This is a genomic window from Rhizocola hellebori (assembly GCF_016862955.1).
GTDB lineage: Bacteria > Actinomycetota > Actinomycetes > Mycobacteriales > Micromonosporaceae > Rhizocola > Rhizocola hellebori.
The window spans coordinates 99,976-118,784 of sequence record NZ_BONY01000006.1; the positions used below are offsets into that span (position 1 = coordinate 99,976).

An 18,809-nucleotide genomic window follows, 5' to 3' on the forward strand; every position below is an offset into this window, starting at 1 on the left:
CATCGGGCGGGCCGGGACGCCCGCCCGAGGTGGTGGTGCGTCAGAACGCCGATATCGATTGGGTGTAAGCGTCTTGGTTGGGGGTGTTGAGGCCGGGGTTGCCGCGGAAGTCCGTCCAGCATGGGTGCAGCTGGAAGTCGGCGCCCATGGCGATGGCGGTGTAGTCGCCGGTGAACACGCCCTGAAGGGTGTTCCCGGTCTCCAGGCCGACCCCGACGAACTGCACCTGCGGGTTCTGCGTGGCCGTGGTGATGCGCTGGATAGGCGCGCTGGCGACGGCGTTGCCCCAGCCCACGTTCATCGCGTAGTCCAGGCCGATCCCGTTGGGGTCGTAAACGCGGGTGTAGTAGGAGACCGCGACGCGTCCGGCGAACGCGGCGACGGCCGGGTAGACCTCGTCGGCAGCGGTGCCGACCTTGACCGGCGCGCTCCAGTTCCTGCCGTCGGTGGAGCTGACCACGAAGTTGTCGCCGTTGGTCTTCACCGAGGAGCCGCCCGAGTAGGTGCCATTGCGGTCGTCGGCCCAGGTGACCCAGAGGCGCCCGGTGACCCGGTCGTAGGCCATCTGCGGGAAGCTGTTGATCCGGAAGTTCTGCCCGGTCAGCGTGGACCGGCCGACATCCTCGTTGGGCGGGAAGTCGAAGTCGAGCGCGACTTCGACATTCTTGAAGGTCTTTCCGCCGTTCTTGGAGGTCGCCACCACGATCGCATCGTGGTCGGCCGGGTTGTCACAGTTGAGGGTGGCGCAAACCGACGCCTCGTAAGCGATGTAGAGGGTGCCGTCGTTGCCTACCAACGGGATGGAGCCCTGATTGAAAGGCGTTATCCCGCCATGGAATCCGGTCAGCGAGGGGGCCACCCGCACCGCGGGTCCCCAGGTGCGCCCGAAGTCGGTGGACTTCTTCATCATGATCGGTGACTCGACGTTGCCGTCGAACCGGGTCCACGTCAGGTAGACGGTGCCGGAGAACGGGTCGGCGGCGATCCATTCCTTGTCGTTGAAGATGTCGGTGTCGACCGGGCTGCCATCCGCGGCCACGCCGTCGAGCTGCACGATGACAGGCTCGTCGAAGTGCAGGCCGCCGTCGTGGGAGACGGAGACGGTCAGGCCGTTGGCGTCCTCAAGCCGGCTGAACACGATATTGGCGTAGTAGACCGTGTTGAGCGGGCCGATCGCCAGGGCCGGGTCTCCCGCCGAGTCCATCAGCGCCAGCTGGCCGGAGGAGCCAGTCTGGAAGGTCAGATGTGGCAGGACGACATTGGTCCACGTTCTGCCGCCGTCCATGGTGGTGTACGCCACGCCGGTGCCGTCGTTGCGGTTCTCGCGCGAGTTGAATCCCCGGTAGTCGTTGGCGCCCGCGACGAGGTTCCGCGGATTGAACGGGTTGACTGCTATAGATGTCTCGTTCTGTGCGGTCTGGCACCCGGTTTGGGTGCCGACGGGCACGGTGGTGTCACCGTGGATCATGTCGACGTTGGGGGCGGGATTGCCGTAGGGGTTGGGATGGCCCAGATAGTCCACGCACAGCGCGGTCAGGTTGGGCTCCTCGCCGTTGCCCTCGTCCTCGCCTTCCTGCAGCAGGTCATAGAGCAGTTCGTTCGGCACGTTGCGCGCCGGAGCCTCAGCCACCGCTTGACGGTGCTGCGACGACCGGGCGGCCGGATCGACCGGCGCGGGCCTTTGGTGTTTGGCGTTGGGGGTGGCCGACACGGGTGCGGCCGTCACTGCTTGTCCGGATAACAGGGTCAATGCCGCGATCAGAGCCAGCGGACCCAGCTTCCTCCCGATAGGCAAGGCCTACTCCTCTCAGAGATGGGATCAGGCCAACCCTAGAATTCGATGAAGATCACTTTCTGATAGATGACAGTTCTGTCATGTGGAGGCCGAGCCTGAGCCCGGCCTCCACCTCAGACCATTAGGCCGGAAGGTTGAACTGCTGGTTGGCGCTGCCGGCGCAGTCCCAGATCTGCAGGCGCGTGCCGTCTGCTGAGCTGTTGCCGGTGGCGTCAAGGCATCTGCCGGACTGCGGGTTCCGCAGGGTTCGGTTCGCTTGGTATTGCCATACCTGCGCGCCGGTCCCATTGCAGTCCCACAGCTGAACTTTCGTGCCGTTGGCCGTGCCGCCGCTGGTGATGTCCATGCACTTGCCCAGGGCGCGGATGGTGCCGTCGGTGCCGATCGTCCAGTTTTGGGCGCCGGTGCCGTTGCACGTCCACAGCTGGATGGCCGTGCCGTTGGCCGTACCGGATCCCGAGACGTCGACACACTTGTTGGCCAGACCCACGATCGGGCCGACCCGGCCGCCGCCTCCGCCGCCATCGGTCCACGCGTAGACGCGCAGATAGTCGATGGCCATCGTCTGCGGGTAGGTCGACGAGCCGTCGGGCGAACCGGGCCAGGTCCCGCCGACCGCCACGTTCAGGATGATGAAGAACGGGTGGTCGAAGACCCACGGGTTGCCGTTGGTCTGTGCGGAGGTCTTCGTCTGGTAGGCCACGCCATCGACGTACCAGGTGACGAAGGTTGGGCCCCAGTCGACGGCGAAGGTGTGGAACCCGTTGGCGAACGGGCTGCCGATGCCGTACTGGCCCGTCAGCGGGTTGCCGCCGGAATAGCCCGGCCCGTGCAGGCTGCCGTGCACCGTGTTCGGCTCGCGGCCGATGTTCTCCATGATGTCGATCTCGCCGCTGTTGGGCCAGCCGACCGAACCGATGTTGTCGCCCAGCATCCAGAACGCGGGCCAGATGCCTTGCCCGCGCGGGATTCGCATCCGCGCTTCGAAGCGGCCGTAGCGTTGCGTGAACTTGCCCTGGGTCTTGATGCGTGCCGACGTGTACTGGCACGGGCCGTACCAGCAGTTCAAGCCGGCGTTTTCGCGGCGGGCGGTGATGACGAGGTTGCCCGCGCCATCGTGGGCGACGTTGTTGGTGCTGGACGTGTCGTACTCCAGCTGCTGATTACCCCAGCCCCCGCCGCCGACGTCGTAAGCCCAGCGTCCGGAGTTGGGTGGGGTCCCGGCGCCCGCGTTGAACTCGTCGGACCAGGTGAGTCCGCCGATCGCCGCGGCCGCCGGGGCTGCTGCCTGCGTCACCGCGAGCGGTATCGCGAGCACCAGCACCCCGAGGAGGGAGCGGATTTTCATGGTTATTCCTTTCCTGCCACCCGCGCCAGGAGCGTGACGGCGGTTGCGGGATCATCGCTGAGCGAAGCGCGATCGGCTTCGGCGAAGAGCTTTGCCCAGCCAGAGGGCGCCTGGCCGGACAGCACGGCTTGCTCAGCAGCGTCGCGGGCGTCGTCGCCCACGGCGTGGTGTCCTCCCGTCCGCAACCCCCACCCGAAGGGGAACAGCGGATCGTAGGACGCGTCGCCGACGTTGATGGGAACCTGGGCCACGGAACGAGGCCAGGTCATGGAAAGCCGGCCGGTCAACGGACGCCGGCCGAAGAGCACGTCGGCCACGCCGGCGCCCTCGCTGCCCGGAAGCCATGAGGCCACGAGCGCGTCAATCTGTCCAATTTGGTCGGTCAGCACCTGCGGGCGGCCGGAGACCACGAGCACCACGCACCTGCTCACCGCGCCGCACACCCGATCGATGACCGCCTTGTCGCCGGCCTGAAGCGACAACGACTTCTCCTCCAGTTGCTCCGGCGTGCAGAAGCCGCATTCGGGGCCGGAAACGTCGCCGAAGCCCTCGGCGTATGGCGTCTCACCGACCACCACCACGCCGATGTCGCCGGCCGATATCGGGGCCGAGGCGTCCGCGCTGTAGGTCACGGTCGCACTTGGGGCCACCTGCCTAATACCTTCCAATATGGTGGTACCGACAGTGGGGTCCCCGGAGACACCCTGCCACTGGATGGTCCAGCCGCCGGTCTGGTTGCCCAGGTTGTCGGCGTTGCGGCCGGCCACGTAGAGATGGGCGTTGCGCGACAACGGAAGCAGCCCGCCGCTGTTCTTCAGCAGCACCTGTGATTTGGCGACCGCTTCGCGGGCCAGGGCGCGATGCGCGGCGCTGCCGACCTCGCCCACCTTGTCCGTCGGCGCGAACGGCCGCTCGAACAGGCCCAGTTCGAACTTCTTGCGCAGGATCCGGCGCACCGCGTCGTCGATACGCGACTGGCTCACCCGGCCCGCCTGCACCTCGGCCAGGAGCAGATCCTCGAACTGCTTGGCGGTGTTGGGCTCCATGAACATGTCGGTGCCGGCGTTCACGCCCACCCTTACCTTGTAAGCGGTCAGGCCACCGTTGGTGGGCTCGGCCGGGTCGGGGATCTGGTGGATGCCCTCCCAGTCGGAGATGACGAAGCCGCGGAAGTTGGTGCGGTCCTTGAGCAGATCGGTGATGAGCTCACGGTTGGCGTGCATCTTGGTGGGGTTGCCCACGCCGTCCTCGGTCCAGTCGATGCTGGAGAAGGAGGGCATGACGCTGCCCACCTTGTGCTCCTTGATGGCCGGCGGGTAGGGCGAGAAGTCCAGGCGAGCGAAGTCCTGACGGCTCGTCACGGTGATGCCCTGATCGATGGTGTAGCGCTGCTCGTACCATGGCCGGCCGACGTTGAACTCTGCCGCGGCGGTGTCGAACTCGGTGTCGCCGTCGCCCGCGTAGTGCTTGGCGGTGGCCAGGACGCGGCTCGGGTCGCCCAGGCGGCCCTGCATTCCGTCGATGATGGATGCCAGCTTGATGGCCACCGACGGATCCTCGCTCAGGCTCTCATAGGTGCGGCCCCAGCGTTCGTCGCGCGAGATGCAGATGCAGGGCGAGAAGTCCCAAGGAATTCCGGTGGCGCGCACCTCGGCCGCGGTCGCCTCGCCGATCTGCTCCATCAGTTTCGGGTCGCGGGTTGCGCCCAGGCCGATGTTGTGCGGGAAAATCGTTGCGCCGTATACGTTTCCATGCCCGTGTACGGCGTCGATGCCATAGATCATCGGGATCTGCAGCCGGGTGCTCATCGCCTCGGCCTGGAACCGGTTGACCATAGTCAGCCAGGCTTCGGGGGTGTTGGTGGGCGGGGTGGAGCCGCCGCCGGAGAGCACCGAGCCCAGCATCCACTGCTCGATGAGGTCGGGGTTGTCGAAGACCATGCCCCGCTCGGCCTGTGTCATCTGGCCGATCTTCTCCTGCAGCGTCATCCGGCGCACCAGGTCGGCCACCCGCCACTCGACGGGAAGGCGAGAGTTGAGATAGGCCATGCCGTTGGCGTTGATGACGACCGAGGCCGGTTTGGCGGTGGCCGGGGTGAAGGTGAGCGGAATTGTTTCGGCCGTCTCGATCTGGCCGTCCCGGCGCAGCGCGACCTCGAACCATTTCGTGGTGCCCGATGGTGTTCCGGCGGCGAAGGTCAGCTGGCCCGAGGCCGGCGTGTAGTCGGCGCCGGAGACCGCGCTGCCGTCGCCGGTCGCATAGGCAACGGTTTCGGCGACGGCCAGCGCCTGGCCGTCCCCGGTGGTGACGGTGACTCCGACGCGGGCCGAGCCACCCTCGGTGCCAAAGTAGGTGACTTGGTTGGTAGCCACCGTGATCTCAGGTTGAGCCGCAGACGCCTGCCCCGGTAACAGCGCGGCGACGAGCGCGCCGGCGCAGACGCCGGCCAGCACGCGCGGCGTCCGCCACCCGTGGCTCGCAGTGCGGATATCCATTGCAGAGTCCTCCTGTCGTAGCGCGGATGGGGCGGCTGCGTGCGGAGCGCGCGGGAGCATAAGGTCAGCGCCCATCCGCAAGGAATCGATCCCAACCTATTGTCAAGTTCGTACATAAGTCAATGTAAGGCGCAGAAAAAGTAATGCCAGGTAAAGGCTTGCAGGTCAAAGGAGAGAGCGCTCCCTTCAAGACTTTTATTGACTCTAATAATAAGGTTTCTTAAACTTTACCATCCATGGAAATATCCCACTGGAAGGATCCCTCAATGTCAGCAAGCCCCGCTCAGCCGCGTCAGCGGCGTCCCCGCTGGGCTACCGCCGTGCTGGCTCTGATCACCGCCACCACCGGCTCGGTAGCAGCCCTCGCTACAGCCACCCCCGCCCAGGCCGTCGTGCTTCCCAACGGCTTCAAGAACGTTGGCTACATGCCGTCCTGGGCGGGCAGCGTCAACAGCATCCAGTACAGCAAAGTCACCCACATCAACTACTCGTTCATCCTGCCCAACGCCAACGGCACACTGCAGGGCCTGGACAACCCGTCCAAGCTCTCGTCGCTGGTCTCGCTGGGCCACGCCAACAACGTGCGCGTGCTGATCGCGGTCGGCGGCTGGAACGACGGCAACGACTCGGCCTTCGAAGCGTTGGCCGGCAACGCCACCGCCCGCACCACGTTCGTCAACGCATTGGTCAACCTCGTGAACCAGTACGGGTTGGACGGTGTCGACATCGACTGGGAGTACCCGGACCCAGGCACGTCAGGCAACAACTACACCGCCATGATGCAGCAGCTCAGCACCGCCATGCACAGCCGGGGCAAGCTGCTCACGGCCGCTGTCGTCTCCGGTGGCGGGACGGCGAACGGCATCCAGCCCGCGGTCTTCTCCGCCGTGGACTGGCTGAACATCATGACCTACGACGGCGGCAGCCCGCACGCCAACTACCAGTGGACGATCGACAACATCAACTTCTGGAAGAGCCGCGGGTTGCCGGCCAGCAAGGCTGTGGTGGGTGTGCCGTTCTACAGCCGTCCCGGCGGCGTTCCCTACGCCACCCTGGTCGCGGCCGACCCGGCCAACGCCAACCGTGACTGCACCACCTACCAGGGCGCACAGCAGTGCTACAACGGGCTGCCCACCATCAGGTCCAAGACGACGTGGGCCAAGGCCAACGCCGGCGGCATGATGAACTGGGAGTTGTCCAACGACACCAACACGTCCACGTCGCTCGTCAGCGCCATTTTCGAGACCGTGATGGGCGGCGGCGGCCCTGGGCCCGGCCCGGGTGCCGGCGCCATCACCGGCTACGGCGGCAAGTGCATCGACGTGTCGGCGGCCAGCACTGCCAACGGCACCGCGATCCAGTTGTGGACCTGCAACGGCACCACCGCTCAGAGCTGGACGGTGGGCACCGACGGCACCATCCGCGCGCTGGGCAAGTGCATGGACATCACCAGCGCCGGCACCGCCAACGGCACCAAGATTCAGCTATGGGACTGCAATGGGACCGGAGCCCAGGTCTGGCAGTACCAAAGCAACCGCACCCTGCGAAACCCGCTTTCCGGTAGGTGTCTGGACGCGACCGGGCCCAGTAGCGCAGACGGTACCCGCCTGCAGATCTGGGACTGTGCCGGCAGCGCCAACCAGCAATGGACGCTTCCCGCCTGACGACCGCATCAGGCCGGCCGGGCCCTCTCCCATGGGAAGGGGCCCGGCCGGTTAGGCGGCCATCTTCAGCATCATCTCTATCTGCGCGCGCCGCGACTGGTCTACGCGATGGGCCAGCTGGACCGCGGCCGGGCTGACCCCACCACGGATCTCCATCCGGGCGAACTCCACCGCCTGATGCTGGTGGCCGATGAACAGGTTCAGGAATGTCTTGTCAAAGGTCGTGGCGGGCGAATCCTTGAGCGCCTTGAGTTCCGCTTCGCCCGTGGCGGGCATGCCGGCGTGTTCGGAGTGGGCCTCGGGCATGCTGGGCGCGACCGTGGGCTGATCCCAGTTGCGCAGCCAGTCGAGCATGGACTTGACCTCATCGGCCTGGGTCACCTCGACCGCCGCGGCCAGGGTCTTGAGCTCCTTGCTCGCCGTGCGCTCCTGGACCAGGCGCAGCATCGCGGTGGCGGGGGCGTTGTGTTCCACCATCATCTGCACGAACATCACGTCGGTGGCGTTGAACTGTCCATTGTCGACAGCCGGGCTCACCACGGCGGGCTGGCCGGTCGGGCCCCGGCTGTCACACCCGGCGAGGGCCAGCAGCACGGCCGCGGCCAGCATCGAGCGTCGCAACATCGCGTATCTCCTTGCGGACAAGGCGGATCCGCGGTGCGGGTGGCCGCCGGTGAGGTCCTTGGCGGACAGGAGGCGGGTCCGCGCCTGGACCTTGGAGCTCTCCCTTGGCGGATCCGCGGTGTTGGCGGGCCGCCGGGTGAGGTCCTTGGTCCAATGCGCCAAGGCGCGGACCCGGGTTTGGTGTTAGATCCTGGTCCACAACGCCGGAACGTTGGGCGGTTCCCAACCCGGCAGGGAGGTGTGGGCCTGGATGCACCGATAGCTTGCGCCACCATAGGTGACCGTGCTGCCGACCGAGTAGGCCGTGTTAGGCGCCCACGTCCCACCGGCTGGCGGCGGGCTGCTCGGCGGCGGCGGGCTGTTGGGCGGCGGGCTGCTCGGCGGCGGCGTGGTGGGAGGTGTTCCGCCCCCGCCTACCTGCAGGTCGACGCAGGAGTAGAACGCCATTGCCGTGTCGTAGATGTTCCACCGCGCCAGCACTTTGATCCGGCCGGTACGGCCGCCCAGGCTGACATTGTGCGACACCGTGGCCCCGGGCTGGGCGCCGTTGTCGTTGAACACGGCGATGCGGGTGCTGCCGACAAAGTACTCCCAGTTCAGGGTGCGATGCCGGGCGGTGAGCACCCAGTTGAAGCTGACGTTGTTGCCGACCGAGGTGGCCGGCCAGCCCTTGGATTCGTCGTTCAGCACGGCGAATCGGCTTCCGCTGCCATTGCACTGCATGGAACCCTTTGGCGCCTCCACGCTTTGGGGCTCGTAGATGATGTCGCCACAGTTGGCGACCCGGCCCTGCGCACACATCGCCTGCCTGCTGGGCGGCGATGAGATGTATCCGTGCGCCTGGGCTTCGGTGGCCACCAGGAACGAACCCAGGATTGCTGCCACCGACACGATGGGAATGGTTACCCGTCTTCGCATGGGCTACTCCTCGCTTCTCGACGCGGGATGTAGTGATGGATGTAGACGAATATTAAAGTAAGTAGTCGTTACAGTAAATAGTCTTAACGAAAGCTTCAGGTGGCACCTTTTTCGGGACTTATTTTGTAATCTAAATAGATGGATCGGCAGTCAGGAGCAAGACGGGCGACTGTTCGCGACATGCGCCGGAGCAATCGCGCCATGGTGCTGTCACGGATCTATTTGGATGGTCCGCTCAGCCGCCATGAGCTGACCCAGCTGACCTCGCTGTCGCCGGCCAGCGTCAGCACCCTCGTCGCCGAGTTTCTGGAAGAGGGCCTCGTCGAGGAGGCCGGCTCGGTCGAGTCCGACGGTGGCCGCCCGCGCGTGCTGCTGCGCCAGAGCCCCGGCTTCGGCCACGTCATCGGCGTCGACGTGGGGGAGACGCGGGTGTCGGTGGAGCTTTTCGACATGGCCATGGCCGCACTGGCCAAGGCGGAATATCCGATCGAGCGGGCCACCCTCACCCCGGATCGGATGACCGCTCACGTGCTGGCCGGAATCGGCGCGGTGGTAGCGCAGGCCGGGGTCGACGCGGCCCGGGTGCTGGGCATCGGGGTGGCCGTGCCGGGCGTGGTGGACCAGGGCGAGGACGGGCTGGTCCACGCCCAGTCCCTGGGCTGGGAAGGACTTCCGTTGCGGGCCATGCTGCGGGAGGAGATCTCGATGCCGATTCACATCGACAACGGCGCGAAAACGTTGGGGCAGGCCGAAATGTGGTTCGGGGCCGGCCGTGGCGCGCAGCACGCGGTGATCGCGTTGGTCGGTTCCGGCGTTGGCGCTTCCGTGGTCGCCGATGGCGTGAGCTATTTGGGCGCCCGCAGCAGTGCGGGGGAGTGGGGCCACACCACCATCGTCTACGGCGGAAGGCTGTGCCGGTGCGGAGCGCGCGGCTGTCTGGAAGCCTATGTGGGCGCCGAGGGCATCCTCGATCGGTTCCGCGAGGCCAACCGCGGCCGGGCAGCGTCCGGAGTGGACGAAGAGTCGGCGATCGGCAACCTGCTGGCCGAGGCCGACGCCGGGTCCTCGCGGGCGGCGCAGGTGGTGCTCACCGAAACCGCCGGCTATCTCGGGGCCGGCATAGCCACCCTCATCAACCTGTTCAACCCTGAGCGCATCATCCTCGGCGGCTGGGCCGGTCTCGCCCTGGGCGGGCGGCACCTGCCGCAGATCCGCGCCGCCGCGGCCGAGCATGCGTTGCGGCGGCCCTTCGAACAGGTCTCCATCGAGCTGTGCCGCCTCGGCCCGGACGCGGTCGCTCTCGGCGCGGCCACCCTGCCCGTCGCCAAGCTCCTCGCCAACGGTGGCCGTCCCCAGCGGTAGCGAGCACCGTGCTTGCGCCGGGATTACGCGCCGGGCAGACTGCCTCCTTTGTGGAATCGACTCGGGGGAAGCAATGACAAGCAGATGGGTGCGCTTCGCGGTGACGGTGGTGACTGCCCTGGCGATGGCCGGCTGCGCGAGCAAGGCCCGGCCCTCAGAGGTATCGACAACCCCCTTCCCCACGGTGAAAGGGGTTCAGGTGCCCGCGCGGCTCGGCGAGCGGTCTATCCGAACCGAAGCTGCCCCTCCCTGGGACACCCCTGTCTCCGTGGAGAGCCCTTTTGAAATTGTCACCACGCACGCTTACTACGGAACAGCTGATCCGGGCGGTGACAGGATGCGTCTGCACGTGCACGTGGCGAAGCGCGTCTTCACCTACGACGAGTTCGAGCTGATCCTTGCCGATGTCGCCGGGTGGCCTCAAAAAGGTGAGCTGACCGACACCGTGCTGCCCGACCAAGGTGGGCGCGGCGGGAAAGCCAAGTGCGGCATGGTAAAGCTGCCGGATTCCGGGGAGGCCCTCTGCGGCTGGCAGCTCCCGCATCACATGGTCTTCGTAGCGTGGTACGAGCACACGGTCACCGAGTTGGTGGCGGAGCTACCGGCTATCCGGGACGAGGTCGAGGTCAGGGCATAGGCGGGGCGGTTGTGGCCGTCCGGCCATTGCGGTTGCCGGTGACGCTCGGTAAGACTGCTGTCCTTTGGCCAAATTTCTTTAGCGGGGGAGAGCATGAACACAAGCCGACCTGGACGACGTCTGTTCCTGGTGGCGGTGGTGGCGCTGGCCGCCATCACCGCCGCGTGCACGGCGACGACTCCGCCTGAGGCCCCGGCCAGTTCCGGCCCGAGCGCCCAAGGGATTCCGCCCATGCCGGTGACCCAGTCGAAGGCCCCGCAGGTGACCGGAATCAGCGCGCCGCAGAAGCTTGGCAGCCGCGCGAAAATCACCGATTCCACCCACACCAAGCTTGTCGCCGACGCCGTAGCCGCGGTCAAGGCCGGCACTCCCACCGCGAGCTCGGTGTTCGTCGCCTACTACGGCACCCCGGACGCCAAGAAGGACAAGATTTACCTGGTGGGGGTCGACTTCAGCACCGCTTCGGTCGACCTGGAGCGCAGCCTCAATCAGACCGCGCGCGACATCCAGGGCCAGCCCTTGCTGGTGACCGAGATGCCGGTTCAGGGCGACCTGGGCGGCGAGGCGCGCTGCGGTGACGTGCAGCTTCTGGACATGCCGTCTGGGCTGTGCGGCTGGGCAGTGAAGAACTATATGGTCATCGTCCTGTGGTACAACCACGAGGCCGGCGATCTGGTGAAGGAGCTGGCCGCGATCCGCGGGGCGGTCGAAACCAAGTCTTAGCGAGCCGCGACAGCGGTCGGTAGTGCTTGTGCCACCCCATGCAACAGCCAATCGGTGGATGTATCTTCGCCAAGCCGGTGATCGCGAACAACTGATTGGAACGGAATGCCCAGCTCATCGCAGGGAAAAAAGCCGAATTGAGGGTTCTGAAGAGCCGCCTGAGGTTGAGGCTGCCCAGGCCACCACCTAGGCTCTAGCGAAACGTGCGACCTGCCGGAGGGCCATAGATGATGATGAACGACCTCGACTTCGCCTACGAAGACGATGATCGTAATCGGCATCGCCGTCGCCGGCGAGAGGCTGGTGTGCCAGTGCAGCAATGGAACAGCCAACCACAGCAACCGGGTTGGGGGTATCCGAACGGCGCGCCGCAAAACCCACATTACGGTTACCCGCCGCCAAACCAGCCCGGATGGGGTCAGCAGCCCGCCTACGAGCCGGGTTATGGGCAGGGCTACGGACAGGGTTATGGCACCGGATACGACCCCAACTACGGTGGCCAGCCCGGATATCCCGGCTACGACCAGCCCTACGGACCCGAATACGACCAGGGCTACGACCCGGGTTATCAGCAAGACCCGAACGGACATGTCTACGGCGGCGGCAACACTCCCACCCAGACCCGTAGCGGAAGCAAGAAAAAGAAGAAAAAGAAGAAGAAGGGCAAGGGCTTCCTGATAGCCATGGCTGTCGTCCTGCTGATCTGCGGCGGCGGCGGATACTTCGGCTATTCGAAGGTGGCCGAAATGCTGACCACCCCCGACTTCGAAGGCGAGGGTCAGGGCGAGGTCACCATCGAGATCAAGAATGGCGCCAGCGGCACGCAGATGGCCAAGGTGCTCTTCGACGCCGGCGTCATCAAGAGCGCGAAGGCCTTCGTCGAGGCCTGCGACCGCAATCGCGACGACGCGGACAGGATCCAGCCGGGCACCTACAAGCTGCGCAAGGAGATGAGCGCGGCCGCCGCGATGGCCCTGCTGCTCAAACCGGAGAGCCGCGTCAAAGCGGGAATCACCATTCCCGAGGGCTTGAGCACCTTCAAGATCTACAAGCTGCTGGCGGAGAAGCTCAAGCTGCCGGAGGCCGACTTCAAGGCCGCCGCGGCCGACCCGGTGGCGCTTGGCGTGCCGGAGAGCTGGTTCGTGCGTAAGGACGGCAAGACCAGCACGACGCGTTCCATCGAGGGCTTCCTCTTCCCCGACACCTACGAGTTCCCGCCCAAGGCGACCGCCAAGGCCGTGCTCGAGGTCATGGTCAAGCGGTTCATGGACGTCGCCAAGCAGATCGGCTTCGTGGAGAAGTTCGCCAGCAACGCCAAGGTTTCGCCGTATCAGGGTTTGATCGTCGCCTCGCTGGCTCAGGCCGAAGCGGGTAACAAAGACGATCTGGGCAAAGTGGCGCGGGTCGCCTATAACAAGGTGTACCTGCGCAAACCCGAGCAGAGCTGTGCATGCCTCCAGTTCGACGTGACGGTCAACTACTCGCTCGAGCTCAAGGGACTGCCGCCCAAGGCCTCCAAGGACTTCACCCAAAAAGAGCTGACCGACCCGGCCAACCCGTACAACCGCAACGCCAACGGTCTGGTGCCCACCCCCATCAACAATCCGGGCAAACTGGCGCTGGAAGCCGCGGCCAGCCCGACCGAGGGCAAGTGGTACTACTTCGTGGCCATCAACAAAGACGGCCACTCCAAGTTCTCCGAGACCTACACGCAGTTCTGCAAGGACAACGAGGAAGCTGTGCGCAACGGCGTCCTCGCCTCCAGCTCCTGCTGATTCCCCGCTTCCCCAGCGGCCCGCGACCACCAGGTCGCGGGCCGCTTTCGCGAGCCTGCGTCCACCCGTTGTCCAGAGATCCTTGTCTAACTTGCTTGAGACCGGCTGGCCGCCCTTGCCCCCGGCCAGCCGTTCAGTGCGTTGGGAGGCACCGCGATGACTGCGGAGACGACGATCCCGGACCTTGTCCTGGCCGGTGACGCCACCTTTGAGGAGGCGGCGTATCTGTTGCTCTACAAGCACATCCCCAAACGTTCCGAGCTGATCGCCTTCCGCACGCGGCTGGCCAAAGCCAGAACGTTGCCACTGCAAGTGATCGAGTTGATCCGGATCCTGCGCCACGCGCGGCCGATGACGGTGCTTCGCACCGCGATCTGCGCGCTGGGCGCGGTGCAGGAGCAGAAGGCCGATCGCGCTGAGCGCATCGACGCACGGGAACGGCTTTTCGCCCGGCTGCCGGTCATCATCGCGACACACCACGCATTCCGCTTGGGGCTGCCTTTGCCGGTACCCGACACAGGATTTGGTTATTCAAGAAACCTGTTGGCCATGCTCGGCCTGGAGCACGACGAGCGCAGGGCGCACCTGACCGATCTGCTGTTGATCACCCAGGCCGAGAGCGGCGCCGGCGCGGCGGCTTTCACTGCGCGGGTGGTGGCCAAGACCCAGGCGGACGTGTATTCGGCGATCAGCTCCGCGGTCGGCGCCCTCGACGGCCTGACCAAGGGCCCCACCGAGCGGTTCCTGGCGATGGTGGACGAGATCGGCGAGCCCGCCCGGGTCGAGGAGTACCTCCGGGCGAAACGGATCCCGGCCTTCGCCAACGAGGATCCCAGGGCTCGCCATATCAAGGCGGCCACCCAGGAGCTCGGGCCGACGCCCACCCTGGCGATCCTGGAGGAGCTGGCCCGTTTCGGCGCCGACCCGGGGATCAACGGTTACGCCATCGCGCTCGCGCAGCGCCTGGGACTGCTCGACGACCTGGTGGTGCCGCTGTCGGCGGTGTCGCGCGTCGCGGGCTGGCTGGCCGACATCGATGACGAGCTGGGAGGGGCGGCATGACCGACGTGGCCCTGTTCCTGGAGGACGCGGGCCTGTTCTCGCCTGAGATCATCGAGCGGCTGGCCACCAAGGAGCGTTACTACGCCGGGGTGAATCCGGGCGACTCGAATGTCCAAGTAGGACGGTTACTCGACGCGGTCCGGCATCACGAGTGGCTGCAGCCGATGCGCAGCGGGCGCATCGGCAACTGGGCCTCGATCTGGTCCGGCCGCTCTCCGCTGCTGGCCTACAACCGGGCTGCCACGGCCGACCTCGGCGTGGCCCGGCCGGTGATCCACTCGTTGACCCGCACCGAAACCAGCGATCTGAGCGCGGGCGACACCGTGTACCGGCCCGGCTCGGTCTATCAAAGCGGCGTGCTGCAGTCGCTCGTGCTCACCTCGCCGCTGGTGGGCTGGCAGGACCTGGATCCGCGGCTGCCCCGCTTCGTGCCGTGGACCTGGGGCCGCATCGGGGTCGGTCCGGTCAACCTGGTGCATCTGCACGGCGAACAGACCCGGCTGCACGCGCCGGTGTCCGTGCTCGACGAGGGCGACCTGTTCTGGCAGCACCACGCCCTGGTAAGGCAATGGCTGACCCGGTTGTGGGACAAGGCGGCCGACGAGTCCGCCGGTGGCGACATCACCTGGCTGTTCGGGCGGGGGGTGCGGCGCGACGCCTCGATTTGCCCGCTGCGGGTGCGCCGCGACGGCTCGGTCTTCGTCCAGTCCGCCGACGAGGGGGTGACCTGGGAGAAGATCGGAGAGGCTGAGCTGCTCACGGATCGCTGCCTGCTGCCCTATCAGGTGGTGGCCCAAGCGGACATCGCGGAAACCTTGGTGCGCCGCGCTCCCGAGGTCACTCCGCTGCTGTCGACGCGGCTGGGCAAGGCTCTCATCGGCTACCTGGGCGCCTCTTCGCCGGGCGCAGCCGCCGATCCCTACTCGCAGCCGGTGCCCTTCGCCATGCTGGTGGAGTGGGGCGCGCTGAATCAGGGCGGGTTCCCGCCGGTGCGGCCGGGGGCCTTTGCCGGCAAGGGATATCAGCAGCTGACCAGGCTGACCGTGACCGCGCTGGCGCAGGCAAATGATCTGCCCGCGCTGGCCTACGTGATGCTGCCGCTCGCGCCGCTCATTCTGATGCCCTCGACCGCCAAGCCGCTCGATGTGGCCTGGCTGGCACCCTTCTTCCATCGGCTGGGCACACTGCCCGACGACGCCACGTTCGACGAGGCGGTGGCGGTGTTCCAGCAATGGGATCGCGCCGACGCGGTTTCCGGCTTCTACCGCGGCAAGTTCAGCGGCAAGACCTCGGTGGCGCCGCACGGGCGGGGCGAGGTGGCCGCCCAGACCATCGAGCAGGTCGAGGTCCGGGCGCTCACTTTGCGGCAGGCAGGGCTGGCCGTGGCCACCCTTTTCAACGCGTGGTCAGAGAACTGACGGCGTCGTCGGCGTTTTCGGTCTCGGTTTCGTCGTCGAGGAAATCTGTGCTCGGCGACTCGATGGCCAGCTCGTCGTCGAAGTCGTCACCGAATTCGGAGTCGAACTCGTCCTCCGGCTCGACGCGTCCCGGCGTGTTCGCACTGGCGATCACCGGATAGGCGGCGGTCATGCTGTTGGAGTTGGCCAGCTCGCGCAGTGGCTTCTCCGCTTCGGCCGCCTGGGCCTGCGCCGCCGCCTCCTCCAGCTTGTCCTGGATGAGGTTGGTCAGCTTGCGCATGATCACGGCTGGTTTGGGCGCCGGGATCCCTTCGTCGGGCTGCAGCAGCGCGTCGCGTTCCTCGGTGAGCGAACGTCCCCACAGGCTGGCGGCCGCCGCGATCACCACGATCTCGGGCACTTCGAGTTTCTTGGCCAGCTTCGACTCGTGGGCGGTCGCGCCCTCCTCGGCCCGTTTGAGCGCCCGGATGTCCACGTCGCCGAGGTTGGCGCGGGTGATCTCCCGCATCTTCTCGGCCGCGGCCGCGGCTGCGCTCTGCTCCGCCGCCAGCATCTGCGCTTCCAGCTCGGCCTTGTCAAAGTCGAGGAAGGATCGCCGGAACGGGCTCGCGGTGATGATTTCGCGAAGGTAGTAGGTGCTCAGCGTGGTGCCGGGGATCGGCTTGCCCAGGTGCAGCGAGCCTTCGCCGAGCAGGAGGTCGGAGAGGCTGACCCGGTGTTGCAGCGCCGTGGTGAGCACCAGTGGCAGGGCTATCAGCTGCTCGGCGGTGAGCGCTTTCTGCCCCCGCTCCACTGCTGACACCCAGGCTGCCGTCCACTCCAGACCGAAGTGCGTAGCGGCACGGGCCACATCTTCGTGCTGGACGCTGGTTCCGGATCGAAGTCTGCGGATATTTGTGGCGATAAGATCACGCAGGGTCATGGGGTGGTTCACGACACCCCACGCTACCCAGCCTTGGCAGGCCAAGGCAATGTCATCTTTCATACCTCGTCCGGAAAGCTGATAGCCTGACTCGCCTTGACCCATAACTCCCGGCGGAAAAGGCTCCATGATCTCCCAACCCGCAGCGGCATCGCCGCATCCCAGCATGGTTAACAGACTGGGATTTCTCGATGTTCTGCGGGGAATCGCGGCATTGCTCGTCGCCCTTTATCACCTGGGAAACATGGCACTGGGCTCGCCGCAATTCTGGTGGGTCTCGCACAGCCTGCTCAACTTCGGCAGCTTCGGCGTGATGCTCTTCTTCATCGTCAGCGGCTTCATCATTCCCGCCTCGCTGGAAAGGCGCGGCTCGCTGGTCGAGTTCTGGATCGGGCGTTTCTTCCGGCTGGTACCGCTGTTCTGGCTGCTGTCGGGCACGGTGGCTGTGCTCTGGTCGCTCGGTCTGTTCAGCCTGCCCGATTGGATCTTCAAGTACCCGTGGGTGGTGCTGATCGGCAACGCGACGCTGCTGACCAACTTCATCGGGGCGCCGCATCTGCTCTCACCGGCCTGGACCCTGCCCTTCGAGATCTGCTTCTACGCGCTGACCTCGGTTCTGTTCGTCACCAAGTTCCGCAAGGCCTCAGCGGGCATCGCGCTGTTCCTCGGTGCCTTCGCGCTGTTCGCCGCGGACACCTTCCTCACCGATTCGGCGCTGACCCCGCAGGCCGCCAGCGACCCCAACCACGTGGGTAACCCGGTCCGGGTGCTGGTGATCGCCGGGATGGTCGCCGGAATCGCCGCCATATTCGCTGTCAACCGCAAGATGGCCCTCTATGCGGGCCTCGTCGGCTTCGTCGCGGTGATGCTCTTCCTCAACCGGTCATGGCCGCTGTACCAGGCCGTGATCTTCCTGTCGCTGATGTTCACCGGGACGGTGATCTTCCGGGCTTCCAGCGGGCAGATCCCGGTCTGGGTCGCCTGGCTGACCGTGCCGGTGGTGGCCATCTGCGACACCATCGCCTTCTACCGCTATTACGTGGCCTGGGGTGAAGGGGCCGGCACCTGGCTGGGCGGCACGTGGTGGACCGAATCGGTCGCCGTATGGACGGCGATCGCGCTCTTCATGATCGCTTACGCGTTGCGTGATCGAGTGCGGTGGCCCGAGACGCTGCAGTGGCTCGGGCGCATCAGCTATTCGGTCTACCTGAGCCATTGGGCGATCATGGTGGCGGTGCCGCCGCTGCCCGTCACCGTCCCGGGCGCGCGCCCGCTCACGATGCTGATGTGGCTGGCCATCACGCTCGGGATAAGCCATCTTCTGTACACGTTCGTGGAGCTGCCCGCGCAGAAGCTGGGCCGCCGGGTGTCCCGCTGGGCGCGGGACCGCTACCGCCTCGCGCCGGCGCCCGTCATCCGGCCGCGGGTGGAACAGCCCGCAGCACATGAGCTTGTTTGACATCGAGGTCCTCGATGTCCCGGTTGACCGGCACTTCGTAGTCGGCGATGCGTTCGAAGCCCTCCGACGGCGCATAGGCGCGGCGCGGATCGCCCACGAGCACCAGCTCTGAGCTGCAGCGGCGAAGGAAAGCGAGCACGGCAGCGGCCATTTCCCGGCTGTAAAACACGTCCCCGGCCAGCACGACCTGCGCCGCGGGCGGCTCGTCGTCGAGGACGTCGCCCAGATGGGTCTGGACGGTCACGCCGTTGGCCGCCGCGTTGAGCTTGATGGCCTCGATCGCGTAGGGGTCGATCTCGGTGGCGAGCACGGAAGCGGCGCCGCACTGCGCGGCCGCGATGGCCACCAGCCCCGAGCCGGAGGCGAGGTCGAGCACGCTGCGGCCGCTCACCAGCTCGGGATGATCGAGCAGATAGCGCGCCAGCGCCTGACCGCCTGCCCACGCGAAGGCCCAGAAGGGAGGAGCGTCACGTTCCGATCTCTCCCACACGGGTATCACCTCATCAGCGAGATGCAGCCGGATCGAAGGGAGAAAGCTGAGCGTGGTCAACCTGGTCTGGCCGAGCACGAATGTGTGCATGGAAACGCTCCCGGAAAACGGTACGAA

15 protein-coding genes are annotated in these 18,809 nt (G+C 66.3%); 8 read left to right on the top strand and 7 right to left on the bottom strand.

What is annotated here, in order from left to right:
* Positions 1 to 40: 40 nt before the first annotated feature.
* The 3 genes from Rhe02_RS06380 to Rhe02_RS06390 form a co-directional block, all read right to left on the bottom strand.
* The gene (locus tag Rhe02_RS06380) at positions 41 to 1,630 is read right to left on the bottom strand and encodes a sialidase family protein (RefSeq protein ID WP_203907137.1); all 1,590 of its coding nucleotides are present in this window, start codon (positions 1,628 to 1,630) and stop codon (positions 41 to 43) included.
* A gap of 286 nt (positions 1,631 to 1,916) precedes the next feature.
* Positions 1,917 to 3,143, bottom strand: coding sequence for a glycoside hydrolase family 16 protein (locus Rhe02_RS06385; protein ID WP_203907138.1), 1,227 nt, complete (start codon positions 3,141 to 3,143; stop codon positions 1,917 to 1,919).
* 2 nt (positions 3,144 to 3,145) lie between these two features.
* Positions 3,146 to 5,638 (bottom strand): glycoside hydrolase family 3 N-terminal domain-containing protein, encoded by a 2,493-nt coding sequence (locus Rhe02_RS06390; protein ID WP_203907139.1) that lies wholly within the window; start codon positions 5,636 to 5,638, stop codon positions 3,146 to 3,148.
* Positions 5,639 to 5,904: 266 nt separating this feature from the next.
* Between Rhe02_RS06390 and Rhe02_RS06395 the strand changes: the two genes are divergently transcribed.
* On the top strand, positions 5,905 to 7,302 hold the full coding sequence (locus tag Rhe02_RS06395) for a glycosyl hydrolase family 18 protein (RefSeq protein WP_203907140.1): 1,398 nt from the start codon (positions 5,905 to 5,907) through the stop codon (positions 7,300 to 7,302).
* 51 nt (positions 7,303 to 7,353) lie between these two features.
* Here the strand turns inward: Rhe02_RS06395 and Rhe02_RS06400 are convergent, their stop codons facing one another.
* Together Rhe02_RS06400 and Rhe02_RS06405 are read right to left on the bottom strand one after the other, a co-directional pair.
* Positions 7,354 to 7,926, bottom strand: coding sequence for a DUF305 domain-containing protein (locus Rhe02_RS06400; protein ID WP_203907141.1), 573 nt, complete (start codon positions 7,924 to 7,926; stop codon positions 7,354 to 7,356).
* Positions 7,927 to 8,109: 183 nt separating this feature from the next.
* Entirely contained in the window at positions 8,110 to 8,844 is a 735-nt protein-coding gene (locus Rhe02_RS06405; protein ID WP_203907142.1) for a lytic polysaccharide monooxygenase, read from the bottom strand.
* A 180-nt stretch (positions 8,845 to 9,024) separates the two neighbouring features.
* Here Rhe02_RS06405 and Rhe02_RS06410 point away from each other — a divergent pair, with 180 nt between their 5' ends.
* The 6 genes from Rhe02_RS06410 to Rhe02_RS06435 all read left to right on the top strand — a co-directional run bounded on the left by Rhe02_RS06410 (position 9,025) and on the right by Rhe02_RS06435 (position 15,821).
* Positions 9,025 to 10,206: an ROK family transcriptional regulator gene (locus Rhe02_RS06410; RefSeq protein ID WP_203907143.1), complete on the top strand. Its 1,182-nt coding sequence runs from the start codon at positions 9,025 to 9,027 to the stop codon at positions 10,204 to 10,206.
* Positions 10,207 to 10,279: 73 nt separating this feature from the next.
* Positions 10,280 to 10,843, top strand: a complete 564-nt coding sequence (locus tag Rhe02_RS06415) for a hypothetical protein (RefSeq protein ID WP_203907144.1) — start codon at positions 10,280 to 10,282, stop codon at positions 10,841 to 10,843.
* 93 nt (positions 10,844 to 10,936) lie between these two features.
* Complete coding sequence (locus tag Rhe02_RS06420) at positions 10,937 to 11,566, top strand: hypothetical protein (protein ID WP_203907145.1); 630 nt, start codon at positions 10,937 to 10,939, stop codon at positions 11,564 to 11,566.
* Between the two features lie 227 nt (positions 11,567 to 11,793).
* Positions 11,794 to 13,341 (top strand): endolytic transglycosylase MltG, encoded by a 1,548-nt coding sequence (gene mltG / locus Rhe02_RS06425; RefSeq protein ID WP_203907146.1) that lies wholly within the window; start codon positions 11,794 to 11,796, stop codon positions 13,339 to 13,341.
* A 156-nt stretch (positions 13,342 to 13,497) separates the two neighbouring features.
* Complete coding sequence (locus tag Rhe02_RS06430; RefSeq protein WP_203907147.1) at positions 13,498 to 14,403, top strand: citrate/2-methylcitrate synthase; 906 nt, start codon at positions 13,498 to 13,500, stop codon at positions 14,401 to 14,403.
* Entirely contained in the window at positions 14,400 to 15,821 is a 1,422-nt protein-coding gene (locus Rhe02_RS06435; RefSeq protein ID WP_203907148.1) for a DUF6025 family protein, read from the top strand. Before Rhe02_RS06430 ends, Rhe02_RS06435 begins: the two co-directional genes overlap by 4 nt.
* On the opposite strand, the gene Rhe02_RS06440 is transcribed toward Rhe02_RS06435, so the two are convergent.
* The gene (locus Rhe02_RS06440) at positions 15,799 to 16,755 is read right to left on the bottom strand and encodes a hypothetical protein (protein ID WP_203907149.1); all 957 of its coding nucleotides are present in this window, start codon (positions 16,753 to 16,755) and stop codon (positions 15,799 to 15,801) included. The genes Rhe02_RS06435 and Rhe02_RS06440 overlap by 23 nt on opposite strands.
* A gap of 154 nt (positions 16,756 to 16,909) precedes the next feature.
* Between Rhe02_RS06440 and Rhe02_RS06445 the strand changes: the two genes are divergently transcribed.
* Positions 16,910 to 18,202, top strand: a complete 1,293-nt coding sequence (locus tag Rhe02_RS06445; RefSeq protein WP_203907150.1) for an acyltransferase family protein — start codon at positions 16,910 to 16,912, stop codon at positions 18,200 to 18,202.
* Here the strand turns inward: Rhe02_RS06445 and Rhe02_RS06450 are convergent.
* Positions 18,156 to 18,782 (bottom strand): class I SAM-dependent methyltransferase, encoded by a 627-nt coding sequence (locus Rhe02_RS06450; protein WP_203907151.1) that lies wholly within the window; start codon positions 18,780 to 18,782, stop codon positions 18,156 to 18,158. The two genes, Rhe02_RS06445 and Rhe02_RS06450, sit on opposite strands and share 47 nt — an antisense overlap.
* Positions 18,783 to 18,809: the final 27 nt, after the last annotated feature.

Excerpts from the sequence above, each read along its gene's own strand:
- Rhe02_RS06385 (WP_203907138.1), bottom strand. The coding sequence starts at position 3,143 with ATGAAAATCCGCTCCCTCCTCGGGGTGCTGGTGCTCGCGATACCGCTC.
- Rhe02_RS06390 (WP_203907139.1), bottom strand. The coding sequence starts at position 5,638 with ATGGATATCCGCACTGCGAGCCACGGGTGGCGGACGCCGCGCGTGCTG.
- Rhe02_RS06395 (WP_203907140.1), top strand. The coding sequence starts at position 5,905 with ATGTCAGCAAGCCCCGCTCAGCCGCGTCAGCGGCGTCCCCGCTGGGCT.
- Rhe02_RS06400 (WP_203907141.1), bottom strand. The coding sequence starts at position 7,926 with ATGTTGCGACGCTCGATGCTGGCCGCGGCCGTGCTGCTGGCCCTCGCC.
- Rhe02_RS06405 (WP_203907142.1), bottom strand. The coding sequence starts at position 8,844 with ATGCGAAGACGGGTAACCATTCCCATCGTGTCGGTGGCAGCAATCCTG.
- Rhe02_RS06410 (WP_203907143.1), top strand. The coding sequence starts at position 9,025 with ATGCGCCGGAGCAATCGCGCCATGGTGCTGTCACGGATCTATTTGGAT.
- Rhe02_RS06415 (WP_203907144.1), top strand. The coding sequence starts at position 10,280 with ATGACAAGCAGATGGGTGCGCTTCGCGGTGACGGTGGTGACTGCCCTG.
- Rhe02_RS06420 (WP_203907145.1), top strand. The coding sequence starts at position 10,937 with ATGAACACAAGCCGACCTGGACGACGTCTGTTCCTGGTGGCGGTGGTG.
- mltG (WP_203907146.1), top strand. The coding sequence starts at position 11,794 with ATGATGATGAACGACCTCGACTTCGCCTACGAAGACGATGATCGTAAT.
- Rhe02_RS06430 (WP_203907147.1), top strand. The coding sequence starts at position 13,498 with ATGACTGCGGAGACGACGATCCCGGACCTTGTCCTGGCCGGTGACGCC.
- Rhe02_RS06435 (WP_203907148.1), top strand. The coding sequence starts at position 14,400 with ATGACCGACGTGGCCCTGTTCCTGGAGGACGCGGGCCTGTTCTCGCCT.
- Rhe02_RS06445 (WP_203907150.1), top strand. The coding sequence starts at position 16,910 with ATGGTTAACAGACTGGGATTTCTCGATGTTCTGCGGGGAATCGCGGCA.
- Rhe02_RS06450 (WP_203907151.1), bottom strand. The coding sequence starts at position 18,782 with ATGCACACATTCGTGCTCGGCCAGACCAGGTTGACCACGCTCAGCTTT.